Source organism: Lysinibacillus sp. NPDC096418, from assembly GCF_044762775.1.
In the GTDB taxonomy this organism is placed as follows: Bacteria; Bacillota; Bacilli; order Bacillales_A; family Planococcaceae; genus Lysinibacillus.
The window spans coordinates 1-16,529 of record NZ_JBIWEY010000030.1; the positions used below are offsets into that span (position 1 = coordinate 1).

The 16,529-nt window shown below is 34.6% G+C and carries 19 protein-coding genes and 1 pseudogene; 14 read left to right on the forward strand and 6 right to left on the reverse strand.

Annotated features, from left to right (window positions below; translation table 11 throughout):
• Window positions 1–356: 356 nt before the first annotated feature.
• Window positions 357–1,496: a YhgE/Pip domain-containing protein gene (locus ACIQZG_RS18350; RefSeq protein WP_402756914.1), complete on the forward strand. Its 1,140-nt coding sequence runs from the start codon at window positions 357–359 to the stop codon at window positions 1,494–1,496.
• Between the two features lie 51 nt (window positions 1,497–1,547).
• On the opposite strand, the gene ACIQZG_RS18355 is transcribed toward ACIQZG_RS18350, so the two are convergent.
• Window positions 1,548–2,147, reverse strand: coding sequence for a TetR/AcrR family transcriptional regulator (locus ACIQZG_RS18355; protein ID WP_402756915.1), 600 nt, complete (start codon window positions 2,145–2,147; stop codon window positions 1,548–1,550).
• A gap of 14 nt (window positions 2,148–2,161) precedes the next feature.
• Window positions 2,162–2,779, reverse strand: coding sequence for a TetR/AcrR family transcriptional regulator (locus ACIQZG_RS18360; protein ID WP_402756916.1), 618 nt, complete (start codon window positions 2,777–2,779; stop codon window positions 2,162–2,164).
• A 317-nt stretch (window positions 2,780–3,096) separates the two neighbouring features.
• On the opposite strand from ACIQZG_RS18360, the gene ACIQZG_RS18365 reads away from it, so the two are divergent.
• Genes ACIQZG_RS18365 through ACIQZG_RS18375 form a run of 3 tightly spaced genes read left to right on the forward strand, consistent with a single transcriptional unit; the run spans window position 3,097 to window position 5,691 of the window.
• On the forward strand, window positions 3,097–4,026 hold the full coding sequence (locus ACIQZG_RS18365) for an ABC transporter ATP-binding protein (protein ID WP_402756917.1): 930 nt from the start codon (window positions 3,097–3,099) through the stop codon (window positions 4,024–4,026).
• Window positions 4,017–4,913: an ABC transporter ATP-binding protein gene (locus ACIQZG_RS18370; protein ID WP_402756918.1), complete on the forward strand. Its 897-nt coding sequence runs from the start codon at window positions 4,017–4,019 to the stop codon at window positions 4,911–4,913. Before ACIQZG_RS18365 ends, ACIQZG_RS18370 begins: the two co-directional genes overlap by 10 nt.
• Window positions 4,906–5,691, forward strand: coding sequence for an ABC transporter permease subunit (locus ACIQZG_RS18375; protein WP_402756919.1), 786 nt, complete (start codon window positions 4,906–4,908; stop codon window positions 5,689–5,691). The genes ACIQZG_RS18370 and ACIQZG_RS18375 overlap by 8 nt, the downstream gene beginning before the upstream one ends.
• Window positions 5,692–6,063: 372 nt before the next feature.
• Here the strand turns inward: ACIQZG_RS18375 and ACIQZG_RS18380 are convergent, their stop codons facing one another.
• A complete protein-coding gene (locus ACIQZG_RS18380; protein ID WP_402756920.1) occupies window positions 6,064–6,525 on the reverse strand; it encodes a putative iron-sulfur cluster-binding metallochaperone in 462 nt (153 codons plus the stop codon).
• 287 nt (window positions 6,526–6,812) lie between these two features.
• Window positions 6,813–6,944: pseudogene (locus ACIQZG_RS18385) on the reverse strand (IS1595 family transposase); the annotation flags it as partial.
• A gap of 278 nt (window positions 6,945–7,222) precedes the next feature.
• Between ACIQZG_RS18385 and ACIQZG_RS18390 the strand changes: the two are divergent.
• The 9 genes from ACIQZG_RS18390 (at window position 7,223) to ACIQZG_RS18430 (ending at window position 13,544) form a co-directional block, all read left to right on the forward strand.
• Window positions 7,223–7,414 (forward strand): hypothetical protein, encoded by a 192-nt coding sequence (locus ACIQZG_RS18390; RefSeq protein WP_402756921.1) that lies wholly within the window; start codon window positions 7,223–7,225, stop codon window positions 7,412–7,414.
• 109 nt (window positions 7,415–7,523) lie between these two features.
• Window positions 7,524–8,078: a nucleotidyltransferase family protein gene (locus ACIQZG_RS18395; protein WP_402756922.1), complete on the forward strand. Its 555-nt coding sequence runs from the start codon at window positions 7,524–7,526 to the stop codon at window positions 8,076–8,078.
• Between the two features lie 64 nt (window positions 8,079–8,142).
• Window positions 8,143–8,694 (forward strand): MFS transporter, encoded by a 552-nt coding sequence (locus ACIQZG_RS18400; protein ID WP_402756923.1) that lies wholly within the window; start codon window positions 8,143–8,145, stop codon window positions 8,692–8,694.
• 285 nt (window positions 8,695–8,979) lie between these two features.
• Entirely contained in the window at window positions 8,980–9,528 is a 549-nt protein-coding gene (locus tag ACIQZG_RS18405) for a hypothetical protein (protein ID WP_402756924.1), read from the forward strand.
• Window positions 9,529–9,762: 234 nt separating this feature from the next.
• Window positions 9,763–10,209 carry a hypothetical protein gene (locus tag ACIQZG_RS18410; protein ID WP_402756925.1) on the forward strand — a complete coding sequence of 149 codons (447 nt, stop codon included), beginning with the start codon at window positions 9,763–9,765 and terminating at the stop codon, window positions 10,207–10,209.
• A 398-nt stretch (window positions 10,210–10,607) separates the two neighbouring features.
• Window positions 10,608–11,099: an RNA polymerase sigma factor gene (locus tag ACIQZG_RS18415; protein WP_402756926.1), complete on the forward strand. Its 492-nt coding sequence runs from the start codon at window positions 10,608–10,610 to the stop codon at window positions 11,097–11,099.
• Window positions 11,099–11,851, forward strand: a complete 753-nt coding sequence (locus ACIQZG_RS18420) for a hypothetical protein (protein WP_402756927.1) — start codon at window positions 11,099–11,101, stop codon at window positions 11,849–11,851. The genes ACIQZG_RS18415 and ACIQZG_RS18420 overlap by 1 nt, the downstream gene beginning before the upstream one ends.
• A gap of 381 nt (window positions 11,852–12,232) precedes the next feature.
• Window positions 12,233–12,682, forward strand: coding sequence for a MarR family winged helix-turn-helix transcriptional regulator (locus tag ACIQZG_RS18425; protein WP_402756928.1), 450 nt, complete (start codon window positions 12,233–12,235; stop codon window positions 12,680–12,682).
• Window positions 12,683–12,686: 4 nt separating this feature from the next.
• Entirely contained in the window at window positions 12,687–13,544 is an 858-nt protein-coding gene (locus tag ACIQZG_RS18430) for an MBL fold metallo-hydrolase (protein WP_402756929.1), read from the forward strand.
• Between the two features lie 1,259 nt (window positions 13,545–14,803).
• Here ACIQZG_RS18430 and ACIQZG_RS18435 read toward each other — a convergent pair.
• Window positions 14,804–15,130 (reverse strand): YnfA family protein, encoded by a 327-nt coding sequence (locus tag ACIQZG_RS18435; RefSeq protein WP_402756930.1) that lies wholly within the window; start codon window positions 15,128–15,130, stop codon window positions 14,804–14,806.
• A gap of 28 nt (window positions 15,131–15,158) precedes the next feature.
• Complete coding sequence (locus ACIQZG_RS18440; protein WP_402756981.1) at window positions 15,159–15,776, reverse strand: helix-turn-helix domain-containing protein; 618 nt, start codon at window positions 15,774–15,776, stop codon at window positions 15,159–15,161.
• 56 nt (window positions 15,777–15,832) lie between these two features.
• Here ACIQZG_RS18440 and ACIQZG_RS18445 point away from each other — a divergent pair, with 56 nt between their 5' ends.
• Window positions 15,833–16,417: a LysE family transporter gene (locus tag ACIQZG_RS18445; protein WP_402756931.1), complete on the forward strand. Its 585-nt coding sequence runs from the start codon at window positions 15,833–15,835 to the stop codon at window positions 16,415–16,417.
• The last annotated feature ends 112 nt before the right edge of the window (window positions 16,418–16,529 follow it).

Sequence of the window (16,529 nt, forward strand, 5' to 3'; positions counted from 1 at the left end):
ACAATACACTTGGAGGGTTATTTGGTATGCCCAAAAACAGTATAACATAAAGAAAAGTGCCATTTTACAAATAGATATTGACAACCTATTAGCTGTTTAGTTAAATATTCGATTTTCGAAATATCAAACATAAAAACAGAGTTGATTCTACACATTTTGTAGATTAACTCTGTTTTTATGTTTTAACAGCAACAATCTTTTAGAAAACAGCCAAACTAAAATATTTAATAAACATATCCCCTGAAGATGTTCATTACTCAACGTTTCGCTATCTTTTGCCGATAGCGTTTAATCATCTTTTCTTTTATAGTGAATATTGTTAAACAACACAATGTTTATTAATTGGAGGGGAAATGATGAAGAACAAATTTTTAGTATTGCCATTTATTGCGGTCATTGTGTTAGGAATTATTTTTTTATCAACACAGATTCCAGCTGTTAAAATGAGTCCGAAAAATTTACCTGTTGCTCTTGTGTCTGAAGATGCTGGAGAAATGGGTGATACTTTATTGCAGAACTTGCAAAGCCAATTAGCAACAATGGGAATGGATACGATTAAGTTAAAAGTTTATGACTCTGTTCAATCGATGGAAGAAGCGATGAAAGAACAAGAAGTGTATGGGGGATTAGTAGTACCAGAAAACTTCTCAGCACAATTTGCTTCGTTACAAACACCTTCTCCTGCAAATCCTACGATGAAAATTTATATTAATCAAGGTGCAAATACAACGGTATCTACGATGTTAAGCGCTGCTTTAGATAATATAGTTAAGCAAATGAATTCGGTTATGAGTACACAACTGCTTCAAAGTATCGAGCAAGCAAAGGTTCCGATTCAAGCAAGTCAAGTCACAACATTAGTTGCTCCAATACATGCTGAAACGATTTATGTAAACGCAGTAGGGGATTTAGGAACGGCACCAACAGCATTCTTCCAACCTCTTTGGTTTGCGAGTATTATGGGCGCTGTTTTATTTTATCTAGCTCAGATGAAGACTACTTTTAACTCGAAGAAACAAAAACTACAATTTCAAGTAGTACAATCCATTGTTGCAATCATCTACGCGTTCTTTGCTGGCTATTTTGTAACGTGGTCAACGACATGGATACTCGGCTTTGCTTTTGAAAGTTTCAATACAGTCGCTTTATTTAGTTCACTTGCGTGTTTAGGATTCGTATTTTTAATACTTGCGACGGTATCTTGGCTACGTTTACCTAGCTTAATTGTCTATGTTTTACTGATGTTCTTTGGATTACCTTTAATTCAATTGGCACCTGAAATGTTACCATCTTTTTATCAAGATTACATTTTGCCATGGTTACCGATGAAGTTTTTAATTAATGGTTTAAAAGATATTTTATACTTCGGTAAAGGTGTATTTAATGGAAATGGCGTGGTATTATCCTGGATTGCAGTAATTTCGTTTATTTTACTATGGGTAAAACAGCTAATTGAAAAGCCAAGTCAAATTGAAGAAACTGAAACAATCGAATAAAATACAATTCTAACAGGCCGCTGTATATTAATAGCAGTGGCCTGTTTTTGTTTATTTCGTAGAGGGGAGTATGCCAAAAGCTCCTATAGGGCCTTTTAAAAAAATATCCCACATAATTTGAGCTAATTGTTCAGGAGTTTGCTTCATATCTGATTGAAGCCAGTATTGAATCACACTAATAAACGTTGCACTCGCGAATAGCGCTATAAATTCAATTGGGTATGAAAATTGATGTTCAGATACTTTAGAGGGTGCGTTATTTCGGAACAGGTATATAAATGTATTCTTTACTCGATCTTGAAAGGAAAAGAGTCCTCTTGTTTTTAATAGAATGGAAAGTAATTCTTGTTCTTCTTGTACACAATGAAAAACTTGAACAATTGTTGGGTAACGTGTATGAAAAAATTCATACATAGTATCGTCAACCTTTAAGTATTTCAATGCAATATGTTCGATCTTCTCGAAGAGTTCTTGTTCGTATTTTTCTAGCAGATCATATTTATCGACGTAATGTAAATAAAATGTTCCACGATTGATATTTGCATGTTTTGTAATATCTAAAACCGTAATTACCTCAAAATCCTTTTCTTCCATCAATGAAAGTAGCGCTTTTCGTATTTCTTTTCTTGTTTTCATCACACGTCGATCCATATTTCCCCTCCCAGTTACTTTTTTAAACCTGCAGCAAAGAAAGGACCATTTATAGTCATCGTGGATAAAATACGAGCCATCTCTTGTGGTGATTCCTCTCTATCACTGTTAAGCCATTGCTGAATAACACCTATATGCGCCGAAGCAACGTAGGAAATTAAGTATTCAGCTGGAACTAGGAAATTCTCCTGCTTAATAAGAGGATTTTTGTTACTTTCAAATAGTGTTTTCCATATAAATTTTTTCAATTTTGTTTGGAACGATAGATCTCCTTTTGGACCCAACATGCCCTTCATAAATCGTCTATTTTGATCTAGATATTCAAAAATTGAAATAACAAGGGTAAAAGGTACGGTAATAGGAGCATTTGCTTCTATGTCTGAAATGATATCTGGAAAATTCTTTATTATCATGTCTGCCATTTCTCGCATAAATTCTTCCTCACATTTGGTCAGTAAATCATACTTATCTTGGTAATGAGCATAGAAGGTTCCACGATTAATTTTTGCCCGAGTTGTTATATCCTTAACAGTAATTGCATCAAAACCTTTTTCTTCTATCAAATCAATCAATGCTTCCCGGATGGATTCTTTTGTACGAACGACACGTAAATCCGTATTCATATCCTGCATTCTATTTCCCTCCTAAATTTTAACCAACACATTCAGGAAAGGTGTTGGCTAAACGACACATTGGACATTTCTGATTATTGTTCATCATTTTAACTGAAAATTAGAGGGAGTTGAAGTGAATTTTTTAAAGAATAAGTTCGAGATGTTTTTTTCATCCGTACAATTTTCGATAATAACATCTATTCGCCTATTGTATAGATATTATTCGATTAGTGAAATACTTTAGCATAAACAATAGTATGTTCGTAATGAGCTTGAATTAAAACGAAAATATAGTTAAAATGACTAAATTTTTAATAGACTCAAGGAGTGAGAATATGACAGTAATTTCATTACAGCATGTCACAAAGGACTATGGACATGGACGTGGGATTTTTGATGTTTCATTTAATGTTGAAAAGGGCACTGTGTATGGCTTTTTAGGGCCAAATGGAGCTGGAAAAACGACTGCCATTCGTCACATTATGGGATTTTCAAAGCCGCAGCAAGGAATCGTAACAGTAAATAGTTTAGATAGTTGGACAAATGCTAGTACTATCCAAGAAAATCTCGGCTATTTACCTGGCGAAGTAGCATTGCCTGAAAACCTAACAGGTCAGCAATTCATTCAAATGATGATGGATTTACGAAAAGTTAAAGATGAGTCACATTGTAAAAAACTAATTGAATTCTTTGAGCTTGATGCTTCAGGAAAGATAAAACGTATGTCACTGGGAATGAAAAGAAAATTAGCGATTGTGACGGCATTCATGCATGATCCGGATGTACTCGTACTCGATGAGCCAACAAGTGGCTTAGATCCAATTATGCAGCAACGCTTTATCGATTTCGTAAAGGAAGAGAAAAAGCGTGGCAAAACAATTTTACTATCAAGTCATATTTTTACTGAAGTTGATGCTACTTGTGATGAAATTTCAATTATAAAAGATGGTCATTTGATTTCTTCATTCAACAAACAAGAACTTTTAAAAATGACAGAAAAGGTCTTCAATCTGACAGTCCAAAACGAAATGCATTATTCGCAGCTAGTGAAGGTGATTGAATCGAACGAAGCTTTCAATCTACTTCTTAAAAATGATCAAACAAATGATCTTCAAATTGGTTGTTATCCAAGTGATTTATCACAGCTCATCAAAATATTAGCCGATTTTCCTTTATCAAGGTTCAATGAAGTGCCGTTTAGTTTAGAAAAGCATTTCATGGAATTTTACGATCGACGTGTAGGAGGGGAATTACCATGGCAATGATTGAATTACAAAATGTAACGAAAGATTACGGTGATGGTCGAGGCATTTTTAATATCAATCTTTCTATTGAATCAGGTGAAGCATTTGGGTTTGTCGGTACAAACGGAGCAGGCAAAACAACGACGATTCGCCATCTAATGGGGTTTTTAAAGCCGAATACCGGAACAGTGAAAATTAAGAACCTTGATGCATGGCATGATGCTGCGGCAATTAAGCAGTGGATTGGCTATATTCCAGGAGAAATTGCCTTTCCGGATGTAAAAACTGGCTGGGAGTTCATCCATCAGCAAGCAGAGCTTTTACAACTAACGGATTTAAGCTTTGCAAACAAATTAATTGAAAGACTTCAGCTTGATCCTTCAGCAAATATTAAACGTATGTCAAAGGGAATGAAACAAAAAACCGCGATTGTTGTCGCATTGATGGCCAATGCTCCAATACTAATTTTGGATGAGCCTACAACGGGGCTTGACCCTTTAATGCGTGCAGAATTTATACAAATTATTAAAGAGGAAAAAGCTAAGGGTAAAACGATTTTTATGTCTAGCCATATGTTCGAAGAAATCGAAAAAACTTGTGATAAAGTGGCTATGATTAAAGAAGGTAAGATAGTTACGATTAAACCTATTTCAACGATACTGTCAAATGAAAATCAACAATTTATCATCGAGTTTAGTAATGAGCAGGAATGTACTCGTTTTATGCAAGAGCAGATCGATTCGGTGGCTATTAGTAAGTTAACTGTTTCTGTAAATATTGAAAACAATACACTAAATAAATTTTTAGCAGTTTTATCAAAATATCAATTCGTTAATTTAACAGAACAAAAACATACACTTCAAGAGCAGTTCTATCATTTATATTCAGGAGGTCAATCTAATGATTAATAGTACGATTTTTAAACAAACCTTACGCGCAAACGTAAAGCTTTGGCTAATATTTACGATTGTTTTAACTATATTACAAGTAGTTATGGTTGCTGTATTCGATGCTACTACATTAACAGATATTAGTCATTTAGTAGAAGGTACACCGCTTGCAGGTATGCTTGGACAGACGACATTACTAAGTATGCTTGCATCAACATTTTATTCAATTCATGGTGTCATATTCCCGATTATTTTCATCATTATGACAGCGAATAGTTTAATTGCCTCACAAGTTGATCGTGGCTCCATGGCATACTTATTATCAACACCAACGAAACGATCTACAATTATTGCTACACAAGCTCTTTACTTAATTATCGCTTTAGTTGTAATGTTCATTATTGAAACAGCTGCTGGTTTGATTACCATTCAAGTGTTCCAATCTGAGACGGACATCGTAATCGCTGATTTTATCATGCTAAATGTTGGATTATTTTTATTAATGTTTGCCATTAGCGGTATTTCGTTCTTTTTCTCAAGCTATTGCAACTTAACGAAAAATTCTCTTGCTTTTGGTGCCGGTATTCCGATTGCCTTCTTCTTATTCCAGTTGCTCAGTTCAGTTGACGAAAGCCTTAATGTTCTTAGTAACTTTACAATTAATGCATTATTCGACACAACGGCTATTCTAGAGGGCGAAAATTATTGGTGGAAGCTGATTATTCTTTTTGGTATTGGCATAGTTCTCTATATCGCGAGTCTAGAAGTATTTAAACGAAAAGACCTTCCGCTTTAATCGTTATAATATAATGCTCTGTGAAATTTTAATGTTGATATTAAGTGTGAAAAAATAACTTCCGTAAAAAACGGAAGTTATTTCAGACTGTAGACAAAGTCGATTTTTTCGACTTTGTCTATTATTTTTAAATTGAGCGGCTATAAGCACAATTCTTTTTAGATTTTCCAAACCCTTTATTTTCAAGGGGGCGGAAAAACGTTTGAACATAGAAAACTAAAATTAAATGCCCACATATGATAACTTTTTGATACGAATTTAGTTTGTCGACACTCTGAAATAACTTCCGTAAAAAACGGAAGTTATTTTTTAGTATTTGCTCCTTATACTATCGCATCCGTTAGTGAAAAATTGGATGTTCCACTTATTTTGTTAAGAAAGGTTTTTTATATAGTTTGTCACATTCCCCAAACAGCAACTACCTTGAGGGTTGTTTACCTCGCATCCACATCGGTTTTCTTTTATGTTTTCACGAATGTGATTTAATGGATTAGAAGTAAGTCCTTTTTCAACATATTGTTTAATTTTTTCTTTTGTCCAACCGAAGCAATAGCAGATAGGACTATCAAAGGAGTTATCTTTTTGATGAACAGAAACCTTAATATCTGATGTAAGATACGTTTTTTTATCTGTATTAAAATAAACGACATCACAATCTTTTGATGAACAAAAATAATGAGATGAATTTGTATTCAATGTACTTAGAATCGTTGGTTTAAGCATTGATTTTAATGTAATGATTTTCACTTTTTTACCTTTTGAATTACAAGACAAACACAATTCAGAACTATTACTTTCAGAAATTTGTTCCTTTTTAGTACAACAATCAGACATATGCTACACCTTCCCAAAAAATTATGTAATATAAAAATTATAACATTCTTACTTCAAGTAAACTGCCCCGTTTGTTTCTGTATTTTGTATTTGATTTTCTCTAAAAATCAAGTCTTTCATAGTGACTTCATTTCTCTGGTGTTGAACACTTTCTGACACTTGAAACCAAGTAAGGTAATGGTCCATATATTTCGTTAAATCGTTGTATCCATGCTTTAAGTCTGTGGTGCTTATTGTTGGTGTTCTGAATGTCATAAAGCTTCTTTTTGGTAACTTTACCAGCGCTACCGTTGTTTTTTAATTTCTTCACCTTCAACAAAAGTTGAACATTTACCAAACCGAACAATATGCTCCGACTTGCAATCAGGACAACGATAGCCATTTTAGTTTTTACGCTCAGTAATTTCTTGTAGAACAGTCTTTATCTTAAACAAAGGAGGCAGTTCCTAAAAACAAATAACATTTTCTATTCTCTCCAAATCCTTCTTTCAGACTTTATCTGATTAATATGTAGCAGAATAAGTGAACGAGGTTTGGAAACAATAACCCTAAAAGGAATGGAGGTAGGTTTTGATGCTTCAAAAGATCTCGGGGGTATTCACATTCCGATGAAGAAATTAAAGCTGCTCCTACGAGTCTTTCGGAAATAATCGTGCTATACTAATAGATATGTTATAAATTGAGGGAGATTATCAACTTGAAATATTTTAAACCACAGATGCAGCAATTAGTGAAAGAAAATCGTGAATTACATGATCGCCTAAAGGTGCTGATGGCTGATATGGATTTGCAAAAAAACTATGCATTAAAGGCGCTGTATCATGCAGAAGTGGCAGACGGTGGACGATACCAGCAAGATTACCAAGCACTAGACCATCTATATAAATAATCTGGTCTATGAAAATTAATACCATCCAAAGAGTTGTCTCGATAATTTTTGAGACAGCTCTTTCTCATTTACAATGATTGATTGGGAAACTTGGAAAGGGGAAGTTAATATGCGTAAATTTGAAGTTCAATTAATGGATATTATAAAAAAAGACAATTATATACTGTCAATTTTAGAAGCTGTTGGAAAATTAAATCTGAATGACGCTTGGGTCAGTGCTGGGCTCATTCGCAATAAAGTGTGGGATGTTTTACATAACTGTAAGACACCAATCAATGATATTGATGTAATCTATTTCGATAGTACGAATACTTCTTGGGAGGCAGAAAAAAGCTTAGAACAGAAACTTGAAGCTTTACTACCAAACCAGCCATGGTCAGTAAAAAATCAAGCACGTATGCACTTGAAAAATGGTTTTCCCCCGTACACATCTTCATATGAAGGGGTAGCTCATTTTACAGAAATACCAACTGCAATTGCTGTAAGGCTTCAAAACAATGGACTAGAAGTGATGGCGCCGTATGGGTTAGAGGATTTATTTAATAAGATTGTTCGCCCAGCCCCTTATTTTCAAAAAGGGAATGAATTTCACTTAATTTATTGTAAACGTATGCAGGAAAAAGCATGGGATAAAACGTGGGAAGGTTTATCAATAGAGCAGTAGTATAAGAGCTTGTCATCCGACGTCTTAGATCAAATGCAGTATACACAGATGCTACCCAGGGAGGGTGAGGCTTGAGGCGCTTGGGGCAACAAATTTTTTATATAGCGAAAGTTACAGGTATCTACAAATGATTCCTGCTGTCACATCATTTAGTTTCTTTCTTTTAGCTGGAGTTATTTTAGATAAAGTGAAGCCAGTTGAGAAATGGATTGGTGCTTTCAGTGGAATAGGGTTAGGGCTCATGGTTTATTTAATGTTTAATGCTAGTTCTGTAACAGGCGTTATTATTTATCAAAGCATAGCACCTTTGTTTTCTGCACTATTATCGGTTAACCTGTTTGGTTTACCAATAAAACGTTTACCAGAAGCTGTTGGTGGATCAGCTGAAGGAGTAGTGAATTTAGGTACTCAAATTGCGGGATTTATAGCATCTTTAGCGATTGGTTTTTCAATAGATATGCTCCACGGTTCCTATAACGGAGCTGTTTGGTTAATGACTTCATTCGGAATTGTTTGTTTCATAGCATTTCTTCCTTTGAAATCCAAAAATCACTTGTACACGGAGAGTTACCAATTTAGCGTGTTGTATGTGGAATATCCCTTTTTTACTCGTTGATTTTGATTAAGATTAATGGTTTCGTGTTGAAGATTTTTTGCTGCTGCAAACTTTTTATAATTGGTCCACATCAATTTCTTCTGCTTTTACATGACCTCTCCCAGCCATCCTCGTAAAAATATTGTTATTTCGATCTTGTGCTAAGCGGGGGAGTATAGGGGAAAAGGAAAAATGGAAGCAATGTAGAATATAAGGATTAATACTGAGCTAACAGTTTTGCCCCGAAAAATCGAGACGGGGAACGGTTATTATCAGAAAAAAGTTCGCTTAAGGAGTGATATACGCATGAAAGAACCATCTGAACTGTTCATAGAAATGCTTGGCCATCCGTATAATCCCAGGAATGTTCAAGCTTTGCTGCAATCATTCGGTGTCAAACGAATGCCACCTCCGAACAGCTATTTCAACGACGATATTATCTGGTCTGTGAAAACATCGATACGCATCGATCTTTATCGCGCACCAAAAATAAATGACCTGACTGAACTCAATTATTCAAATCAAGATGGATGGATCATTGGTGCCATACATTTTCTTGCGCCCGGGTCGGATGACAGAATTAAAGCTCCGTTTCCCGGAAAGCTGCCCAAGGGGATCATGATGAGCTCAACACCAGATCAGTCGATAAAGGCATATGGTCAACCTGAAATGGATGAGGAATGTATGTGGCCTGGATTTTCCGGTCGAATTTTGGCATGGCGCAAGCCGGACATAAATATCGCTATTGAATATGCGGACAGTGGGAACGATCGTGTGATGAGAAGTTACACAGCCTGTCTAATTGGCTGCATAGGCGCATGGCGAAACGATCATCCAGAGATCTTTGCACCATGATTGCAGGTCGACATATCAGCGGATGCAGTTCGCTTGCTCTCAAATAAATGGCATTACTTATTGAACGCCATGAAAGAACGTAATTAATTTTTATTTTCTGTGGTGAATCGCTGGTTTTGGTCTACATGTAGTACTAAAGGATTGTTCTTGTGTAATAGAAGGGTATTTTTAGATGCATGATGAAGTGGTTATAAATGGAGTTGTTTAACCCGAATATATTAAGGTGGGTTTTCGGTGAAAAAAATAGTGGTCTTACTACTGACATTAATAGTTTTAACAGCTTGTCAGGAAATTGAAACTATAAAACATGAGCATAAATTTATAGGAGAAAGTGAACATTGGGAGGCAGAATACTCTTTTAAATTAACAGAAGTACAGCGGGAGTCTGATGGAACTTCTATTACAAATAGTAAAAATGATCACAATTTTTTATTAAAATACAAAGGGACTTTAGAAGAGTTATCTTCCGTGAGAGAAATTAATTATTCCTATGAAACAAACAATGGAGGTGGAAGTGCTAAAGAAGAATTCTCTGCACCTCCTAAAGAAGTAACCTATAAAATTAGTGGAGGTTCAAAGGGCTGGGAAGAAATAGGTGAAGATGAAGTTATAAAAGTAAATGTAAAATGGGGTAACTTTGAAGAGACATTTGAACTGCAAAATAACAGCAAAAAGGATTAACGTCTACTTCAACGAACGGAGGCTTTTGTTGAACATTTGAATACCGAAATGACAAAAAGTGCTTAGTTTGTTTATTAACTAAGCACTTTATCATGTCAATGGGTGTGCCATTTCGAATGTTTGTACCACGGAACTGAATGGGTTACGTATTGTTTATGATTTGTTTTTTCTGGACTTTTGGCCATTGTAGACACTTGCATTTCTACTGCAATATGGAATGATGCTTAGGGAAGAGCGATCTACTCCTGTGAAAAATCTATTCCCTTAGATTCGGGGAGGAGTCTATAGGATTTTATATTTGTTAACTAAGCACTGATTAGCGGTAGTGTAAAATTATTTTATAGAAAAATTCACCAAATGGTATCTTCAGGTGTGTTATAAGTGAAAGGAGTTGATGGATGTTGCAACAATCAGTTTGGTCGACTGAACTAGATATAGAGCGAATTATTGATACATATGGCAATATGCTATTTAGAATATGTCTTGTTATTCTATGCAATGAAAATGATGCAGAGGATGTTGTACAGGATACTTTTATTACTTATCTCACTAAATCTCCAACTTTTCACGATTCAGAGCATGAGAAAGCATGGTTGATTACGATAGCCACGAATCGCTGCAAGAATATGAGAAGGTACAATTTTATTCGTAAGCATATGGATATCAATGATTTGCAACTATATTGTAAGGATGAAGAAAACTATGGTTTGCTCGACCATCTTATGAAACTGCCACATAAACATAAGGTTGTATTATTACTTTATTATGTAGAGGGCTTTAAAGTAGATGAAATAGCAAAAATACTTAACATTACAACATCGGCAGTAAAAAAGCGATTACAACGCGGACGAGAGCTTATTCGAGAAAGATATCGAAAGGAGAATGAATGATGGACTTTGATAAGATCAAACAGGCTGTTCATTCGATTGAAATGTCAGAAACGATGGAAGAACGTGTGAAAAAGAATTGCAATAGTATAGAAAAGGATAAATCGGGGCAATTCAATTTTAAAGGGTGGATTTCAGTAGCATGTGCATTTGGAATTTTATTGTCAATGTTGATAGGCATTCCATTCTTCAGTAAGAATGGGGACCCTCAAAGTGCAAATTTTACAATCACAGCGTATGCAGACAGTAATGGTGATCAGCAGGTTTTTACAAATCTATCATCAGAAAAAGCTACTTTTGAATTATCAACTGAAGAAAGAACAAATGGTTTAGCTGGTGTAGCTGGAGGCGGAGTTAATTTGATTTTTACAAATGTCATGCTAAAACTAACGGGAGAAGAGATTGACTCAATCACTTATACCATGAGTAAAGGCAAGTTTGTAGAAGACATTACACTTACAGCTAAAGAGAAAGATGACCTAGACTGGTTATTGTCAGAAAAGATAAATTATATTTCTGGTGTGCCTGGTTCAAATGTATACCAAGCTATAAAGGAAATCGGGAATACCTACACTGTTAAGTATCATGAACAGGATAAAACTAAATACACACTTGCAATTCCTCATGATGGGGAGTATGTAGTAGAGGATGAAATAATAATCAACGCAATTGTAAAATATACAGATGGCGAAACTGAACAACAAGAGATTCTGGTAACACAAGAATCAGGATCTATTTCATTAGTACTTAATTAAATGATGTGAGTCATCACACTATTGTACAAAAAACGAGTTAACTGGAGAAAAGAAGAACTAGTAGATAAAGATCCATAGGGATTAAGAAACCAATCAGTGGAATAGAGAATAAATAATTAAACTTACCAACGTTTTGACCAAACATTATTCAAAATGTTGGTTTTTTATATGCATTTAAATTAAGGGTGTAGCTTGCTTTTTAATTAAATTTTATTATTAATCAACGATTTGGCTAATTTCATGGCAACCATAACGTTCAATATGGAGAGAGTTAGTTTTTTTCATATCTTTATAATAAAGTTAATAATTTACAAAAACAAAACAGTTAAGTAAACTTAACTAAACTATAGGTTTTATTATGAATTGGGGGATGATACCGCTGTGCATGAATATTTAATAATGATAGACAAAATCAATCAAACATTTGAGCAGTTCAAGTTGTTAGTTTTACAAGAAACCAAAGAGGTTGAGGAACTAGAGAACTTTCACTTAACGCCTCAACAAGAAATTATTATGTTTTATATTATTCGTCATGAGCCGGTAATTGCGAATGATATTGCAAATCATTTTGATATTTCAAAAAGTGCCGTTAGCCAAGTCATTTCAAAGCTTGAAGAAATGAACATGATTTATCGCCAAGAGAATGCCCTAAACCGTAGGGAGACATTGATTTATCTTGCGGAAAGGGGACAAGAATTTCAGCAGCTTCTTAATAAAATTGATAACATGCTTGTGGAAAAATATTATTCGAAAGTAAGCTTAACAGAGTTAAAGAATGTTCTTGATACATTAAATAAAATTGTCGGAACACCAAAACACAAAGGGAGTTAAGAAGATGGAGAAAAATTTGAAACAACTAACTAATCGTATACATTATTTACCGCACGATCCTGCAACAGATCGACCAATACTGTCTGCCATATGTGGGAGTCACCAAACTTTACTTGTAGATGCAGGAAATTCTGACGCACATGTTAAACAATTTCTTTATGAATTAGCTCAATGTCAAATTACGAATGATCATTGTGTCGTATTAACTCATTGGCATTGGGACCATAGCTTTGGCGCAAAACAGATGAATAGATTAACCATCGCCCATGAAAAAACAAAAATGCATCTTGAAAAAATGGTGGACTTTGATTGGTCAGACGAAGCTTTAGATAGTCGTGTAGAAAAAGGCGTAGAAAATCAGTTTTGTGCAGATATGATAAAGAAAGAATTTGGCACAGACAGAAATATCTCCATCACTTTACCTAATATTACGTTTAAAGAACAATTTGAGATCGATTTAGGTGGTGTTAGGTGTGTAGTCAAACATGTAGGTGGTGATCATTCTGATGACTCATCTCTCATTTTTGTAGAGGAAGAAAAAGTACTTTTCTTAGGGGATTGTTTGTATCCAAGTATTTATACACAACCACCACAATACAAGATTGTTAATGTTAGACATCTCATAGAAAGTATTGAGATGTTTGATGCAGAAATCTATGTGCTTTCACATGAACCTCCATTATCTAAGGCTGATTTTATGGGTTATTCAATGTTATTGAAGTTAATTTGTGATTTAACAGAAAAACATCAAGGTAATTACTCGGATTTGGTCAATGAGCTAACTACTCAACTAAATCGTCCATTAAGTCAATTAGAAGAAGAGATTGTTTATTGTTTTATGAATGGATTATCAGTTAAGTGAGGTAGAGAACCATGAAATACCTTAAAAACGAGCTGAATTTAGAAACATTTTTCATGATTTTAATATCAGAGAATTGAGGTGCACAGACGGTTTTAAAACTATCTGATTTACATGTAAATCGCTCTGGTAGCATATTTGTAGTGGAGATGACCAAATGCTACCAAGATTACTCTATTTAATCTAAAAAAACGGATTAAAACAATAACTGCAATTTAGTCAGTTCAAAGATAAACAAGATGTCATAAGATTGCAGTTATTGTACTAACGGAGGTGAAAGTTCAGGGGTACAACACTCATCCCATTAAGAACCCCTAACACGTACCGCCCCAGAATCTATAACAGTAGTAAAGGGGAGATAATTTTGTCACGATCCAAAGGTTCGACACTACGGAAATTTCTTATACTATCATCGCTAATATCAGGTTTGGTATGGTGGATACTCTTAATATTCATCAGATATAAATTTTTGACGTCACTTCTTTGGATATTTCTAAGGTTGTAAGAGCTGGGATAATAATTTTTGGGTTCTTCCTGATATTATTTTCGATAACTATTGCAGTTAACATTTATGATGTGAAAAAGAAAAAGAAAGAAGCCAAAGCGAAAGGAGGGGGACAACGGAGCAACAAAAGAAAAAACTCAGCAGAAGGAAACGCAAGCAACAGAAACAAAAGCAGTGAGGATGTGGATTGAAAATTCGAACAAATTTTTGATACATAGTGACCGTTAGCATACAATAATAAAATATAGATGGACAAAAAAATTAAGATGTTCAGAATGGGTTTATTTGATGGATTTGGAAAAAGGACAGCCGAAACAAGAAAGAATTCTCCGAGTGTCCAAAAAATGATTGAAAAAGACCGTAAAGAAAGGCAAAAAGGTTATTTGAAATAGAAAAATTTTAATCTAAAAATCAACGAAGAGATAGACTGGAGCAGAATGAAAGTATTGCTTAAAAAGAATAATACAGTAATTTAAAACATCTCCAATTAAATAATGGCTGGGGTTGTTTTTTTATGGAATTTATCGAGAAAAAACATGAGTAGATCAAAAAATATTTGAAAATAAAGATGTTTTAGAAGTCTTAAAAGAAGCAGCTCCATTTAATGAAAATGAGCAATTCGATTAAAGACATAGGGTAAAAGAATAAGGGGAACTTTATTTTGTTGCCCCTTAAGTTTTGTTTAACACCAATCTTTTAAAACGCTTCGTCAAAACAGCCTTTTCTGTTCCATGTAATGAAAAAATTGGCAATTATATTATTGTCTTGGTGCCAATAACATTACTGAAACGCCAACTAAACAAATAATAGCGCCTAGCCAATCATAAAAATCGGGTGTTTTTTTATCAACACCCCATCCCCATAATACGGAAAGTATGATGAAAATACCTCCGTAGGCAGCGTAGACTCTACCGAATGACGGGAACGATTGAAAGGTTGCGATCACTCCATATAAAGCTAATGATATTCCTCCAAAAACACCCCATAAGTATGGTTTGCCTTCTCTCAACCATAACCAGATGAGGTAACCTCCTCCGATTTCAGCAAGTCCTGCAAATACAAATAACAAAATTGAATAAATCATTTTTAAAGTCTCTCCTTGTGCATGTAAATCACAATAATGGTGGGTAATAAATCGTCATACTTAATCGGGCTAATGTATCCCCTGAATTCGCATATGTGTGAGGTCGATCCGCTTTGAATCTGATTGAATCCCCGCTTTTTAATGTATATTGACCATCACTAACATCAATTGTTACTTCTCCGTCGAACACAGTGATAAATTCTTCAGTTCCTTCTTTGTGAGAATCAGAACTTAGTTTGCCTTCAATTTCAATTTCAATCGTATACACCTCAAATCGTCTATTCTCTTGGAAAGGGAAGGAGGGATAGACACGATACCTTCCATTGTCTTCAGTTAAAACTTGGATGTCTTCTTTTAAAACAACTGTCGTATCTGGCTGTGGATTGTTGATGAGGGTCGTAAAGGAAATCTTCAAGCCATTCGCTATTTTCCAAATAGTTGTCAAGGTAGGGCTAGATTCACCTCGTTCAATTTGACCGATCATCGTTTTGCTGACACCACTTAATTGAGCAACCTTTTCTAAGCTTAACTTTTCCTTTTCTCGAATCGCTTTTAAATTTCTTGCAAGCACTAGTTGGATTTCCTCCATAATAATCACTCCTACATCATGTACAATATAACGACCGATATGTATAATAAAACAAATGACGTTATATTGTTTATTTTGGACATTATAACATACGACATAGGGGGAGAGTATAGATGCCTTTATTTTCATTTTTGTTATTTGTGTTGATTACCAGCTTTACGCCAGGTCCTAATAATATTATGGCGATGGCGTTTGCGAATAAACATGGATTGAGCAAGTCAGTGCGGTTTAGTTTCGGGGTAGGTACTGGATTTTTTATAATAATTTTATTGTGCAGTGTTTTTAATGTCTTTCTGACAAGTATTTTGCCGATTATTGAGTTTCCTTTGACTATTTTGGGTGTAGGGTACATGTTGTATCTTGCTTATAAAATTCTGCTGAGTAAAGATAGTGGTGGGGAAAATGATGAAGAGTATCGAAGCTTTTTCTTAATCGGTATCTTGTTGCAATTTGTAAATCCGAAAGGCATTCTTTTTGGAATCACGGTAGTAGCAACCTTCATTTTACCTTACTATGATTCATATTTTAGCTATCTGCTTTTTGCATTGTTTTTAGGGGGAGTAGGGGTTACTAGTACATTTAGTTGGGGATTATTTGGCTCGGTTTTTCAAAAGCTCTTAGTACAATATAGAAAGCAGTTTAATATTGTGATGGCGGGTTTATTGGTGTATAGCGCCTTTTCGATTCTTATCAATTAAAAAAGGATAGTTAATGTTCTAAAAGATTATCAACTGTCTAATTTTAACAAAATTTACGATGGAATTATAAATTGAATTTCAAAATAACAAGATTAATTTTACTTACAAAGGG

Bases quoted from the DNA above. Each gene is read 5' to 3' on its own strand.
- ACIQZG_RS18350 (WP_402756914.1), top strand. From the start codon at position 357: ATGAAGAACAAATTTTTAGTATTGCCATTTATTGCGGTCATTGTGTTA.
- ACIQZG_RS18355 (WP_402756915.1), bottom strand. From the start codon at position 2,147: ATGGATCGACGTGTGATGAAAACAAGAAAAGAAATACGAAAAGCGCTA.
- ACIQZG_RS18360 (WP_402756916.1), bottom strand. From the start codon at position 2,779: ATGCAGGATATGAATACGGATTTACGTGTCGTTCGTACAAAAGAATCC.
- ACIQZG_RS18365 (WP_402756917.1), top strand. From the start codon at position 3,097: ATGACAGTAATTTCATTACAGCATGTCACAAAGGACTATGGACATGGA.
- ACIQZG_RS18370 (WP_402756918.1), top strand. From the start codon at position 4,017: ATGGCAATGATTGAATTACAAAATGTAACGAAAGATTACGGTGATGGT.
- ACIQZG_RS18375 (WP_402756919.1), top strand. From the start codon at position 4,906: ATGATTAATAGTACGATTTTTAAACAAACCTTACGCGCAAACGTAAAG.
- ACIQZG_RS18380 (WP_402756920.1), bottom strand. From the start codon at position 6,525: ATGTCTGATTGTTGTACTAAAAAGGAACAAATTTCTGAAAGTAATAGT.
- ACIQZG_RS18395 (WP_402756922.1), top strand. From the start codon at position 7,524: ATGCGTAAATTTGAAGTTCAATTAATGGATATTATAAAAAAAGACAAT.
- ACIQZG_RS18405 (WP_402756924.1), top strand. From the start codon at position 8,980: ATGAAAGAACCATCTGAACTGTTCATAGAAATGCTTGGCCATCCGTAT.
- ACIQZG_RS18415 (WP_402756926.1), top strand. From the start codon at position 10,608: ATGTTGCAACAATCAGTTTGGTCGACTGAACTAGATATAGAGCGAATT.
- ACIQZG_RS18420 (WP_402756927.1), top strand. From the start codon at position 11,099: ATGGACTTTGATAAGATCAAACAGGCTGTTCATTCGATTGAAATGTCA.
- ACIQZG_RS18430 (WP_402756929.1), top strand. From the start codon at position 12,687: ATGGAGAAAAATTTGAAACAACTAACTAATCGTATACATTATTTACCG.
- ACIQZG_RS18435 (WP_402756930.1), bottom strand. From the start codon at position 15,130: ATGATTTATTCAATTTTGTTATTTGTATTTGCAGGACTTGCTGAAATC.
- ACIQZG_RS18445 (WP_402756931.1), top strand. From the start codon at position 15,833: ATGCCTTTATTTTCATTTTTGTTATTTGTGTTGATTACCAGCTTTACG.